The organism is Pacificispira sp. HM-600 (assembly GCF_977993705.1).
The window spans coordinates 3065942-3078730 of sequence record NZ_OZ388079.1 but is presented as its reverse complement, the minus strand read 5'-3'; the positions used below and the strand labels follow the sequence as shown (position 1 = coordinate 3078730).

Sequence of the window (12789 nt, the reverse complement as noted above, 5' to 3'; positions counted from 1 at the left end):
TCCTGCGCAAGTAGAAATCGTGTGGGCGGTGTCCTCGTCCGTTTGCGTCTCCCTCGAAGCGTGTTCGGTCATGCGGCCGATAGCTCTCGCGTCACCCCTCCGACCCGAGCAGGTTCACGCGCACCGGGCGGCAGGCGGGGGCGCACAGCCACGCCCGTCCGATGCCGGGGCGCGCATACGGCGGCAGCGATCGCTCCCCCGCGACGGTCCGCAACTCGGTCGGGCAGTCCGCGTCGATGACCAACGGATGCCGAACGCGCAACTCCTGCAGCAGCCCCCAGTGGGACAGCCAGTCCTCACCATCGCCCACGAGAACCTGCGGCTCTCGCGAGTCGCCGACGATGTCGGCGAGCCGGGACGCCGCGGGGATCTGTCGGAGCATCCGCACGTCGCCGCGTCCATCCCGGCGCACACGCAGAGCATCCGCAACCGTATCCGTCTGCCGCGTCACGACACCGGTCAATATCTCCGGGTTCCAGTTCGCGACCGTTGCGGGCGCAGACGACGGGCGCTCGTGGGTGCGCGCGAACTGAACGTCCCAGGTCGCCAATCGACCACGCCCGGGGGGAAGATCGGGCCGGAATCCGCCGCCTTCGCCACCCGCCGCGACATGATCCATTCGCGTGCTGAGCGCCAACAGCGCGCGCTGCGGCAATGCATCCACGATCCGCGCCAGCCGCCCGGACAGCGACCGCGCTGTGACGACGAGCCGGCCGGCGCGCGCGATCCGGTCCAGCCGGTCGCTGACGGCGACCGCGTGATCGGGCGGGAAGCGCGCGAGAAGGTCATCCGCATCATCGACGAGCCACAGCCCGGACTCCTCGGCGCTCATGAGCGTGTCCCAGGCCGCTTCGAGATCGTCGGAGACGACGACGGCATCAGCCGCCTGTGCCGCGATGAGCGCGATGATCGACGACTTTCCCGACGCGACACGTCCGACGACCGCCAGCCCACCCGCCGCCGTGAGCGTGATCGGGAATTGCCGCTGCCGGGCGGGGTCGTCCGCGAGCGCCAGGAGGACGCCCGCGTCTGTCTCCGAGTGCTCACGCAGCGTGCGCTCGCGAAGCTGTTCGAGCGTCACCGTCGGCGGAAGCGCAGGAAGCCACGGCGAGCTGGGGGGATCCTGCGAACGAGTGGCGGCCGCGACGTCTGCGAGGTCGGCGATGCTGGTCAATGCGATTCTCACGGGGTGCGGAGCCGAGTCGCCCGCGCGCCTCACGAAGGCGCGGCCGCTGCCGGGCAACCCGCCGGGCAGGCGTGACGCCGAGTCATCACCGATGATCGCGCGACTGTCGGCAGCGTCCGCCGCGCGTAGCGCTATCCGCAGCGGACAGTTCGCGAGCAATGCATCGGGCATCGCGCCCGACGCACGCTGAGATCCGAGGACGAGATGCATACCCAGCGCTCGCCCCCGAGCCGCGACATCCGCGAAGATGCGATGCAGACCCTCGTGCTCGGCGAGAAGCGCAGCGAATTCGTCCACGACGATGACGAGCCGGGATAGCTCGGCCCGCGGATCCGCGATATCCCGTGCCCCGCGAAGGGCGAGTTCGTGCTCGCGCCGACGCATCTCGGCACGAAGGCTCGCAATCGCGCGCTCGGCAGAACCACCATCGAGGTCGGTGATAACCCCGGTCACGTGCGGCAGGTCGGCGAGAGCGTCGAACGTCATGCCGCCTTTGAAGTCCGCGAGCAGAAACGTGACCTCTCGCGTCGAATAGGCGGAACACAGACCGGCGATCCACGTGGTCAACAACTCGGACTTGCCGCTGCCCGTTATTCCGGTGACCACCGCGTGGGGGCCGTCCCGTACGAGGTCGACAATCACGATCCGGTCGCCGTCTCGTCCCAGCGCCACGGACAGGCCGCCGGGAGAGCCGACACCGGGCACAGTGCGCACGGCGGAGAAGGAGACCGCCTGCTCCGCCTCGTACCGCCCGTACAGCGTCTGCCCGCGTTCCGAGAGGATTCGGGCCATCGCGCGTGCCTGCGCTTCCGACACCGCCTCGACGGCCAACTCGGTTCGGTCCACCCCGATCACGAGCGTGGCGTCGTCGGGTTCGCGCACGTCGAGCACGGCGCCGCATCGGGGATCTATCGTCGAGCCCGCACTCCCCCACGTCAGAAGAACTCCGGTCGGTGCGGGACCCGCCCCCGCGGGACTGATGACGACGCGGGTCGGAGCTTCGACGTGATTCACGATGGGCGGCAATTCCTGCGGCCCCAGGTGATGGGGCAGCCCCGACATCCATTCCCATTCGTCGGACGCCGGACCCATGACCTGGAGAGTCTCGGGCGTGTGGGCTAGGCAGAGTTGGAGAACGAGCGCACGGAGAACGGCACGCGTCTGCGCTGGCTCTCCGCGCACCGCGATACCCGCACGCCAATCGGCCGTCAGCGGTGCATCGCCCAGATTGGCGAATTCGCGCCTCAGCCGTTCAGCCTCGGGGCGGGACGAGTCGCCCGTCAGCCGAGTCATGCTCTGCCGCACTCCCCGACCGACGACGGCGAGATCGCGTGAACCCGACGGTGCGGCTCGCCAGATCTGCTCGCCTCGGAGAGCGAACGCCGCCACATCCGGATGCTTGGCGCGCAGCTCGCTGCGTTCACGACTCTGGCATTCGATCGCGGCGGCTTCGACCTCGGCCAGGGCTCGGGCGTACTCGGTCTCGGAGCGTGCACGCTGCCGACGCCCGCTTCGCGCATGGTCGATGAGCCCACCGAGAGCGACGAACGGGCCCAGCAGCGCGAAGAGCAGCGCGAAGGGCGAACCGATGATGGCCCACAGGGCGACCCCGCCGATGAGTGGCACGATGGTCGCCACCACCGGGAACGACGCACGGGTGGGAGCAACCGGAACGGCGGGAAGGATCAGGGGCTCGTCGAGAGGCACACTGCCAGTCAACGCGCTGCACGCCCTCGAGCCCCGCGGGATCCCCCGAGTTCGGGATCAGGAGCCGGAATCGGCCTCTGGGGAGGAGTCGCCCGAGACAGGGGCCTGCGGGCGGCGCGCGGATCCGCGTTCTGCCGTATCGGTGTCGTCGTCGGTGAGGTCGAGTGGCCGTGTCCCCGGCCGGTGTACGTCGACCACGACGATCGAGATGTTGTCGCGGCCCCCGTTGTCGAGGCAGGCCTGCATCATTTGCTCGATCGCGATCTGCGGGTCTTCGTTCTCGAGCAGGAAATGACGGATGCCGAAGTCCGTGAGTTCTTTCGTCAAACCGTCCGAGCAGATGACGAAGCGATCGCCGTCCAGCACATCGAGCCGGATGTAGTCGGGGTGCACGCTTTCGCTCGGCCCGACCGCACGGGTGATCACGTTCCCGTACGGGTGGTTCTCGGCCTCTTCGGGACTGAGCCGGCCGGAGGCGATCAGCTCCTGCACGACGGAGTGGTCGGTCGTGACTTGGGCGAGCGTGCCATCGCGCAGCAAGTAGACGCGGGAGTCGCCGATATTGAGAGTGACCCACGTCGGTTCGGTGCCGGTGGTCTCGAGGAAAATCCCGGTAACCGTCGTTCCGGTGCCATCATCGGTCGCCTCCGGGTGGGCGATGATGTCCTTGACCGCCCGCGAGAGTGCCTTCTCGATCGATTTCGGGTTGATCCGACCATCCCGCACCAGATCGCCCAGACGATCGACAGCGCTCGCGCTCGCGATCTCGCCGCCGAGGTGCCCGCCCATCCCGTCCGCGACGATGAAAAGCGGATAGTCCGCCAGCACCGCGTCCTGATTGAGCTCGCGACGCATTCCCCGATGCGTGACAGCCGCCCACGAGAGCGAGAGTTCGCCACCGCCCTTGAGCGTCACGGTGCGGCGATCTGCGATCGCGTCGAATTCGGGCACGCGGTCATCCCTCCGATGGGCCAGCGACTCGGTGCGCCGAGATCACGACCGACCGCGCGCGGCGCGGCGCGGCTTACACATCCTAGTAGACCGCTCCCGACCTGCCCATTTCGCTCGGTGGGCGTGACCGTTGCTCCGAGCGGGGATGCTAACGGGACGACTCCGTGTTCGCTCTGGGCGAACGGGTTTCGTTCGCGAACTGACTCGCGGACGGTGGTGATCGGGACTGGATCGCAGACACGACGAAACCCCCGCCAAAAACGCGCGGGGGTTTCGACGATCGTGATTACGGCCGGGGCGCGTTCGGGTCCTCAGGCGCGGCCGGCGGGACCGGGGGCGCTGCGGGCGGCGGGTACGAGCCTGCCGCCGGCGGGTAGGCACCGGGTTGTGTCGCCGCGTTCGACGGGAATCCACCCGCAGGCGTCTGGACAGGGATACCACTCCAGACCGTCTTGTCCGCGAGGAAGTTGCCCGCCCACGGAGCTGCCGGAATTGCGGTGTTCCAGCGAGACTTATCGAATGCCAGGATGCCCAGCCACACGATCGTGAGGAAGAAGTAGAGGATGAGCCAGACGGCTTCCTTCTGAAGCTTCAGTCCCACACGCCAAGCTGCCATGAGCGTGTACAGGAAAGCTGCGAGCAGGATGAGCTGACCCAGGACGGGAACCCAGCCCAACACTCCTCCGGCGAGCCACAGGACCAGCAGCCACCAGGGGTTGAGGTCGCCGAGCTTGACGAAGATGAGGGTGTTGTAGATCGGGACCCAGGCCCGCCACTTGCCCTGGACGCCCGCCTTCTCGAAGATCTTCATGAAGAAGATGGCGCCGATGATATATCCGGCGAGGGCGATCAAAAGGAACAGGGGCAGGAGGAAGAGCAGGAAGGCGAACGCCGCTGCACCGGACCCGTCGTCGTAGCTGATGCTCAAAGGCATAGTGTTATCCATCTCTCGGGGCCCGGAGGCCGCGGTTCGCAGACCCATCGGGCCCGCGTGTCACATGCTAGCGAGATCCCGAGTAAACATGCAGGAGAATCTCAGGTAATTCCCACTTTTCCCTCGACGAGCTCCCACGTGCCACCCTCCCGCGGACGCACGTCCACACCCGCGGAGTTCGCCCAGCGCGCGAACCCGGCGACGCTGCGAATGCGCGGCCGGCCGGTCGCGAGCAGCCGCGTGAGCGCACCCTTGGCGTGCTTGTTGAAGTGGTTCAGGGCGCGCACGGCACCGCCCTCGGACGCCGTGACCACCCGCAGATAGATGGACGCGATCGTCGACGGCACCGGTCCGAGCGCGACATACGCCTCGGACCGCAGGTCCAGGACGAAGGACGCACCGGATACCTCGAGCGCCGCGGTGACCGCTGACGCCCAGTGCCGACGCAGCGGCCCGAGCGATGGAATCGACGCCCCCGCACCCAAGCGGTACGCGGGGATGCGGTCGAGCGCACCCACCGGACCGAAAGGCGCACTGTGGATCATCGCGTGCGAGCCGAGCCACCGGCGCGCCGCCGGCTCGAGCGAGTCTGCCGCGAGAGCGTCGTACAGCACCCCGGTGTAGCGATCTATGGCAGCCATCGTGGGCGAGGTGCGCAGCGCGGCGTTGACCTCGATCTCGCCCAGCTGACGGGAACTCAGCCCCAGTACACGCGCTGCCGCGACGGCATCGCCGGAAAGCTCGACGAGCGCGTTCACCGCGCCCCGCCGTTGCGGCGTGAGCGTCGGCAGCGCCAGCCGTTCCAGATCGAGCGGTGCGTGCGTGCCCCCGAGCCGCTTCGTCTCGGACGGGGGAAGCAGAATCAGCATGACGACTCCGAGACGCGGGAAGACGGATAGCGGGCTGGAACGAACGAAGGCGAGGAGCCCCTGCGGGCCCCTCGCCTTCGATACGTGCGACTTAGCTGACGAGCGCGGCGTTGCCCGCCACAATGGTGAGCACGTCGTTCTCCATCGAGAGGAAGCCGTCCTGGGCGTTCGCGAGGATCTTCGATCCGTCCGGCTGCGTGATCCGGACCTGGCCCTCTGCCAAGATCGCCAAGATCGGCTCGTGACCGGTCATCAGACCGATCTCGCCCTCGACCGTCTTGGCGATGACGAGCGTCGCCTCACCCGCCCACACCTCCGCGTCCGCGGAGACCAGGCTCACGTTGACGGGCATGCTCAGCCGTTTTCCTTCTGGATCTGCGCCCAGCGCTCTTCGACGTCGCCGATACCACCGACGTTGAAGAAGGCCTGCTCGGCCACGTGGTCGAAGTCGCCCTTGACGATCGCGTCGAACGACTCGATGGTCTCCTTGATCGGAACCGTCGAGCCCTCGACACCGGTGAACTTCTTCGCCATGTAGGTGTTCTGCGAGAGGAACTGCTGGATGCGGCGTGCACGCGACACGACGACCTTGTCCTCTTCCGAGAGCTCGTCAACACCGAGGATCGCGATGATCTCCTGCAGTTCTTTGTTCTTCTGCAGGATCTGCTTCACGTTCGTCGCGACACGGTAGTGGTCGGCACCGATGTAGCGCGGGTCCAGGATGCGGCTCGTCGACGTCAGCGGGTCGACGGCCGGGTACAGGCCCTTCGACGCGATCTCACGCGAGAGCTCGGTCGTGGCGTCGAGGTGCGCGAAGGTCGTCGCGGGCGCCGGGTCGGTGTAATCGTCGGCGGGAACGTAGATGGCCTGGAGCGACGTGATCGAGTGACCACGCGTCGAGGTGATGCGCTCCTGGAGCACACCCATCTCGTCCGCGAGGTTCGGCTGGTAACCCACCGCGGACGGCATACGGCCGAGCAGCGTCGAGACCTCGGAACCGGCCTGCGTGAAGCGGAAGATGTTGTCGATGAAGAGCAGAACGTCCTGCTTCTGCACGTCACGGAAGTACTCCGCCATCGTCAGCGCCGACAGGGCGACACGCAGACGCGTTCCCGGCGGCTCATCCATCTGGCCGAAGACGAGCGCCGTCTTGTCGAAGACGCCGGCTTCTTCCATCTCATGGATGAGGTCGTTGCCTTCACGGGTGCGCTCGCCGACACCGGCGAACACCGACACACCACCGTGGTCCTGCGCGACGCGCTGGATCATCTCCTGGATGAGGACGGTCTTGCCGACACCGGCACCACCGAACAGACCGATCTTTCCACCGAGAACATAGGGCGTGAGGAGGTCGATGACCTTGATGCCGGTCTCGAACATCTGAGTCTTCGACTCGAGCTGGTCGAAGTTCGGAGCCTTGCGGTGGATGCCCCAGCGCTCGGTGATCTCGATCTTCTCGCCCGGCTGCGCGTTGAGCACCTCGCCGATGACGTTGAAGACCTTGCCCTTGGTGACATCGCCGACGGGCACCGTGATGGGGCCGCCGGTGTTGCGCACTTCCTGACCGCGGACGAGTCCGTCGGTGGGCTTCAGAGCGATCGCGCGGACGAGGTCGTCACCCAGGTGCTGGGCGACCTCGAGCGTGAGTTCGGTCGACTCTTCGCCGATCGTCACGGTCGTCTTGAGCGCGTTGTAGATGTCGGGGATCGCGTCGTGCGGGAACTCGATGTCGACGACGGGACCGTTGACGCGCGCTACGCGCCCGACGACCGCGGTCTCCGTCGTTTCGGCGGTGGCGGTGGGGGTCATGGTCTTCTTCTCTTTCGTGTGGGCTTATTTGCTCGAGGAGAGGGCGTCGGCGCCGCCGACGATCTCGGCGATCTGCTGCGTGATCTCAGCCTGACGCGCGTTGTTGCGCAGGCGCGTGTACGTCGTGATGAGCTTGTCGGCGTTGTCGCTGGCGGACTTCATCGCCTTCTGCGTGGCGGCGTGCTTTGCCGCGGACGACTGCAGGAGGGCGTTGAAGACGCGGCTCTGGATGTACACGGGCAGGAGCGCGTCCAGCACCGTCTCGGGGTCCGGTTCGAACTCATAGAGCGGGTACACCGCGCTCGACTCCGAGGCATCCGATTCGACGACCTCGAGCGGGAGCAGGCGGACCGTCTCGGCCGACTGCACCATCATGCTGACGAAGCGGTTGTAGACGAGGTGGATCTCGTCAACACCAGCCGCATCGCCATCCGTGTCTCCGCCGCGACGGTAGCAGTCGAGTAGCTCCGCGCTGATCTTCTCCGCCGTCGTGAACTGCGGGGTGTCGGTGTCGCCGATCCACTGCGCGGCACTCGCGAGCTTCCGGAACTGGAAGTAACCGACCGCCTTGCGCCCGACCAGGAAGTACGTGACTTCCTTGCCCTGCGAACGCAGGAGAGCCGACAACTCCAGCCCTTCGCGCAGGATCTGGGAGTTGAACGCTCCCGCCAGCCCGCGGTCCGAGGTGAAGATGACCACGGCCGACCGGCGGATGACCGGGCGTTCCGTCGTGAGCGGGTGTTCGACGTTGGAGTGGGTCGCGACCGCCGAGACGGCCCGCGTCACGGCGCGCGCAAAAGGTGAGGACGCTTTGACGCGTGCCATCGCCTTCTGGATGCGCGAAGCCGCGATGAGCTCCATCGCCTTCGTGATCTTTTTGGTCGTCTGGGCAGAAGAGATCTTCTGCTTGTAGACCCGTAGTTGTGCGCCCATGGTGTCGCTGTCGCGTCTCCCTAGCCCCGGCGGCCCTTGACGATCTGCTCCTGGTTGACGTCTTCGGCCTCAGCGGCCTCGACCTCTTCGCGTCCGGGAGCGGACAGGCTCTGACCCTTGCCGCCCTGGAACTCCAGGGTGAACGCGTCGACCTGCTTCTCGAGCTCGGCGGCGGTGTCGTCGTCGAGAACGTTGGTCGTGCGGAGCGTCGTCAGGATCTCGGTGTTGCGGCGCAGGTGATCGAGCAACTCGGCCTCGAAGCGCAGCACGTCCTCGACCGCCAGGTTGTCGAGCTTGCCCTTGGTGCCGGCCCAGATCGAGACGACCTGCTCCTCGACCGGGTACGGCGAGTACTGCGGCTGTTTGAGAAGCTCGGTCAGGCGTGCGCCACGAGCGAGCTGACGACGCGAGGTTGCGTCGAGGTCGCTCGCGAACATCGCGAACGCCTCGAGCGAACGGTACTGGGCGAGCTCGAGCTTGAGCGTTCCCGAGACCTTCTTGATCGACTTGACCTGCGCGTCGCCACCGACACGCGAAACCGAGATACCCACGTCGACCGCGGGACGCTGGTTCGAGTTGAAGAGATCGGACTGCAGGAAGATCTGGCCGTCCGTGATCGAGATCACGTTGGTCGGGATATATGCCGAGACGTCGTTGGCCTTCGTCTCGATGATCGGGAGTCCCGTCATCGAACCGGCGCCCAGCTCGTCGGAGAGCTTCGCGCAACGCTCCAGCAGACGGGAGTGCAGGTAGAAGACGTCACCCGGGTAGGCCTCGCGGCCCGGCGGACGACGCAGGAGCAGCGAAACGGCACGGTAGGCCTCGGCCTGCTTCGACAGGTCGTCGAAGATGATCAGGACGTGCTTGCCGCCGTACATCCAGTGCTGGCCGATGGCAGAGCCGGTGTAGGGCGCCAGGTACTTGAAGCCGGCAGGGTCGGACGCGGGCGCGGCGACGATGGTCGTGTACTCCATCGCTCCGGCGTCCTCGAGCGCACCCTTGACGGCCGCGATCGTGGAGCCCTTCTGACCGATGGCGACGTACACGCAGCGAACCTGCTTGTTCTCGTCGCCCGACGCCCAGTTGTCCTTCTGGTTGATGATCGTGTCGATCGCGATGGCCGTCTTACCGGTCTGGCGGTCGCCGATGATGAGCTGGCGCTGGCCGCGGCCGATCGGGATCATGGCGTCGATCGCCTTGATGCCGGTCTGCATGGGCTCGTGCACCGACTTGCGCTGCATGACGCCGGGCGCCTGCAGTTCGAGTGCACGGCGTCCCTCAGTTGCGACCGGGCCGAGACCATCGATCGGGTTGCCGAGCGGGTCGACCACGCGGCCGAGGTATCCGTCGCCCACGGCGACCGAGAGGACCTCGCCCGTGCGGGTGACCGAGTTGCCGGCCTCGATGCCCGAGAACTCGCCGAGAACCACGACACCGATCTCGTGCTCGTCCAGGTTCAGGGCCAGGCCCTGCGTGCCGTCCTCGAACGTGACGAGCTCGTTCGCCATGACGCCGGGCAGGCCCTCCACGTGGGCGATGCCGTCTGCCGCGTCGACGACGGTGCCGACCTCGGTCGCGGCCGCGCCGGTGGGCTCGTACGCGGCGGCGAAGTCCTTCAGCGCGTCACGGATGACGTCGGGGCTGATCGATAGTTCTGCCATTGTCTTCCTCTATCTTGAGAGTGCTGTCTGGTGCGGGGCTCTCGCTCCGCGTTCCGCACGGGGTGCGGGAAATCTGGGTTCAGCCCGCCAACCGCTGACGGAGTTCTGCGAGACGCGCGGCGACCGATGCGTCGATCACGTCGTCCGCGATCTGCACGCGCAGTCCCCCGACGACCGTGGAGTCGACGACCGTGTTGAGCGACACGTCGCGGCCGTACTTGGCACTCAGCAGGCGAACCAGCTGCGCTGCCTGCGCGTCCGAGAGTGGGGTGGCCGTCGTGACGGTTGCAACCGTGCGGTTCAACTCGTCCGAAACGATCCGCATGGTGCGCGAGAGGGACTCACGGATGCGTCGCTCCCCCGGCTGCTGAACGATCGACGCGACGACCAGGGCGGTACCCGCGCTGACACGGCCCGCGAGCAGCGTGTCGACGAGCGCACCCTTGGAGGTGGCATCACCGAGGCGGCTACCCAGCGCGAGCTCGAGCTCGGGATTCTGCGTAACCATGCGCAAAACCGAGAACAGCTCGCCCTCGAGATCGGTCGACCCCTCGGAAATCGCCACAACGCGGATCGCGAGTTCTTCGATACCGGCGATCAGATCGGCGGCCGAAGACCACCGCTGCTCAACCGCGAAGGCGAGCAGCGAGACGGTCACCGGCGCAAACGTCGCACCGAAGACATCCTCGACGACCTTCCGCCGCGACACCGTCGAAGCCGACGGGTCGGCGAGCGCACCGCTCAGGTGCGACGAAGAACCGACGACCCGTGCCGAGTGGAAGAGCTGACTCGCCACGGCGAGATCGAGACCCTTCGCACCGACAAGCTCGGCGTTCGTCGCGCGCTGCGCCTGAGTGGTCGCGCTGCCCATTACTCGGCCTTCCCCGCAGCAGCCTTTTCGGATGCCTCGAGCTCGGCCAGGAACCGGTCGACCACGGACTTAGCCTTCGCGTCGTCGGAGAGCGTCTCTCCGATGACGCCGCCAGCGAGGTCGAGCGCAAGCGTTCCGACTTCCGAGCGCAGCGAGACGAGAGCACCCTGGCGCTCTGCCTCGATCTGCGCGTGAGCCGTCGCGGTCTGACGTGCGGCCTCGGCGGCCGCGGCTTCCTTCGCCTCGGTGACGATGCGCTTGCCGTCCTCGCGGGCGGCCTCGCGGATGTCTCCAGCCTCGCGGCGGGCGTCGGCCAGCTGCGCGGTGTACTCCTGGAGCGCCGCCTCAGCCTGCTTCTGAGCCTCGTCGGCCTTGGCGATGTTGCCCTCGATCGCGGCGGACCGCGCGTCGAGCAGCGCCGTCATCCGCGGAAGGATGACGCGCCAGAACACCAGCAGGACGACGACGAAGCACACCGCAGACCAGACGATGTCGTACATCGCCGGAATGAGCGGGCTGGGCGCCTCGCCCTCGCCTTCAGCGGCGAGAGTGACAAGAGCGTTCAGCATCCTGTCTCCTTAGGTCGTAAGCGGATGACTAGGCGCCGAAGATGAAGCCGGTCGCGATACCGATGAACGCAAGCGCCTCGGTGAACGCGATCCCGATGAACATCAGGACCTGCAGGCGGCCGGCCAGCTCGGGCTGACGAGCAACGCCCTCGATGGTCTTGCCGACGACGATGCCCACGCCGATGGCCGGGCCGATCGCGGCGAGGCCGTATCCGACGGTCGCGATGGAGCCGGTGACCTGGGCGAGAACCGTAGTTGCGTCCACGGGGTTGTTTCCTTTCGGTGAGGGGCGGCGTTTGCCGACCCGATTAGTGCTCTTCCGCGACCGCGAGCTGGATGTAGACCGCGGAGAGGATGGTGAAAACGTAGGCCTGGAGGAATGCCACCAGGATTTCGAAGAGGGTGAAGGCGAAGCCGAAGGCGAGCGTCCCGGCGCCGAGCAGCGACCAGAAGCCGCCGAGCGAGAAGATGAAGAACTGTGTCGCCGAGAAGAACAACACGAGCATGAGGTGCCCGACGATCATGTTCATCAGCAGACGGAGGGTCAGCGTGATCGGCCGGATGATGAAGGTCGACAGGAACTCGAGCGGGATGATGATGATGTAGAGCGGCCACGGCACGCCCGGGGGCATCAGAGAGTTCTTGAAGAAGTTGCCCGGGCTCTTGCGGACACCCGCGTAGATGAACATGACATAGGCGATGACAGCGAGCAGCAGCGGCATCGCGATGACGCTCGTTCCCGCGATATTCAGGAACGGGATGATTCCCGTGATGTTCATGAACAGGATCAGGAAGAAGAAGGTTGTCAGGATCGGCAGGAACCGGTCGCCGTCCTTACGCCCCAGCAGATCGTGCGCGATGTTGACGCGGACGAAGTCCAGACCCATCTCGACAACGCTCTGGAAGCGACCCGGAACGACCTTCATTCGGCGCGTCCCGATGACGAAGATCACTACCAACGCCACGGTGGCAAGGATCTGGATCAGGTTGATGCGCGTGAGCGCGAACCACGTTCCTTCGAAAAGAACCGCGTCAGGGAAGAAATCCCAAATAGACGGCGGATAGAATGCACCATCGTCGGTGCTTGCGGTGGCGATGAAAGTCGCGGCTTGAGTCAACTGCGCTGGCTCCAGCTTCGGGGGCACCGATCGAGATCGATGCGACGGGAATTATCAAAAGTCACCGCTGCGGTGCACATCACTGTGTATCGATTTGAGACTTCGTATCGGTAAAAGACTGCCGAAAATACGTCTTACGCCGGTGTCTGTCACGACTGTGTCTGTCACGAACCTAGGTTCA

Annotated in this window: 11 protein-coding genes and 1 pseudogene; all 12 read right to left on the bottom strand. The window is 66.3% G+C overall.

The window, feature by feature from the left end:
* Positions 1-91: 91 nt before the first annotated feature.
* Positions 92-2893, bottom strand: a complete 2802-nt coding sequence (locus ACXZ1E_RS14730) for an FtsK/SpoIIIE domain-containing protein (RefSeq protein ID WP_458041200.1) — start codon at positions 2891-2893, stop codon at positions 92-94.
* A 57-nt stretch (positions 2894-2950) separates the two neighbouring features.
* Positions 2951-3844, bottom strand: coding sequence for a PP2C family protein-serine/threonine phosphatase (locus tag ACXZ1E_RS14725; RefSeq protein WP_458041199.1), 894 nt, complete (start codon positions 3842-3844; stop codon positions 2951-2953).
* Between the two features lie 286 nt (positions 3845-4130).
* Positions 4131-4778: a DUF5684 domain-containing protein gene (locus ACXZ1E_RS14720; RefSeq protein WP_458041198.1), complete on the bottom strand. Its 648-nt coding sequence runs from the start codon at positions 4776-4778 to the stop codon at positions 4131-4133.
* A gap of 101 nt (positions 4779-4879) precedes the next feature.
* The gene (locus tag ACXZ1E_RS14715; RefSeq protein ID WP_458041197.1) at positions 4880-5647 is read right to left on the bottom strand and encodes a YaaA family protein; all 768 of its coding nucleotides are present in this window, start codon (positions 5645-5647) and stop codon (positions 4880-4882) included.
* A 91-nt stretch (positions 5648-5738) separates the two neighbouring features.
* Entirely contained in the window at positions 5739-5999 is a 261-nt protein-coding gene (locus ACXZ1E_RS14710) for a F0F1 ATP synthase subunit epsilon (RefSeq protein WP_458041196.1), read from the bottom strand.
* Positions 6000-6001: 2 nt separating this feature from the next.
* The gene (atpD, locus tag ACXZ1E_RS14705) at positions 6002-7456 is read right to left on the bottom strand and encodes a F0F1 ATP synthase subunit beta (protein WP_458041195.1); all 1455 of its coding nucleotides are present in this window, start codon (positions 7454-7456) and stop codon (positions 6002-6004) included.
* A 24-nt stretch (positions 7457-7480) separates the two neighbouring features.
* Complete coding sequence (locus tag ACXZ1E_RS14700; protein ID WP_458041194.1) at positions 7481-8389, bottom strand: F0F1 ATP synthase subunit gamma; 909 nt, start codon at positions 8387-8389, stop codon at positions 7481-7483.
* A 128-nt stretch (positions 8390-8517) separates the two neighbouring features.
* Positions 8518-10050 (bottom strand): annotated as a pseudogene (atpA, locus tag ACXZ1E_RS14695) (F0F1 ATP synthase subunit alpha); the annotation flags it as partial.
* A 79-nt stretch (positions 10051-10129) separates the two neighbouring features.
* The gene (locus ACXZ1E_RS14690; RefSeq protein ID WP_458041192.1) at positions 10130-10921 is read right to left on the bottom strand and encodes a F0F1 ATP synthase subunit delta; all 792 of its coding nucleotides are present in this window, start codon (positions 10919-10921) and stop codon (positions 10130-10132) included.
* Positions 10921-11490 (bottom strand): F0F1 ATP synthase subunit B, encoded by a 570-nt coding sequence (locus ACXZ1E_RS14685; RefSeq protein ID WP_458041191.1) that lies wholly within the window; start codon positions 11488-11490, stop codon positions 10921-10923. Before ACXZ1E_RS14685 ends, ACXZ1E_RS14690 begins: the two co-directional genes overlap by 1 nt.
* Before the next feature lie 28 nt (positions 11491-11518).
* Positions 11519-11755: an ATP synthase F0 subunit C gene (atpE, locus tag ACXZ1E_RS14680; RefSeq protein ID WP_165138922.1), complete on the bottom strand. Its 237-nt coding sequence runs from the start codon at positions 11753-11755 to the stop codon at positions 11519-11521.
* A gap of 43 nt (positions 11756-11798) precedes the next feature.
* Entirely contained in the window at positions 11799-12608 is an 810-nt protein-coding gene (gene atpB, locus ACXZ1E_RS14675) for a F0F1 ATP synthase subunit A (RefSeq protein WP_458041190.1), read from the bottom strand.
* Positions 12609-12789: the final 181 nt, after the last annotated feature.

Coding starts and splice junctions, on each gene's coding strand:
- ACXZ1E_RS14710 (WP_458041196.1), bottom strand. CDS start 5,999: ATGCCCGTCAACGTGAGCCTGGTCTCCGCGGACGCGGAGGTGTGGGCG.
- ACXZ1E_RS14690 (WP_458041192.1), bottom strand. CDS start 10,921: ATGGGCAGCGCGACCACTCAGGCGCAGCGCGCGACGAACGCCGAGCTT.
- ACXZ1E_RS14700 (WP_458041194.1), bottom strand. CDS start 8,389: ATGGGCGCACAACTACGGGTCTACAAGCAGAAGATCTCTTCTGCCCAG.
- ACXZ1E_RS14715 (WP_458041197.1), bottom strand. CDS start 5,647: ATGCTGATTCTGCTTCCCCCGTCCGAGACGAAGCGGCTCGGGGGCACG.
- ACXZ1E_RS14720 (WP_458041198.1), bottom strand. CDS start 4,778: ATGCCTTTGAGCATCAGCTACGACGACGGGTCCGGTGCAGCGGCGTTC.
- atpD (WP_458041195.1), bottom strand. CDS start 7,456: ATGACCCCCACCGCCACCGCCGAAACGACGGAGACCGCGGTCGTCGGG.
- ACXZ1E_RS14685 (WP_458041191.1), bottom strand. CDS start 11,490: ATGCTGAACGCTCTTGTCACTCTCGCCGCTGAAGGCGAGGGCGAGGCG.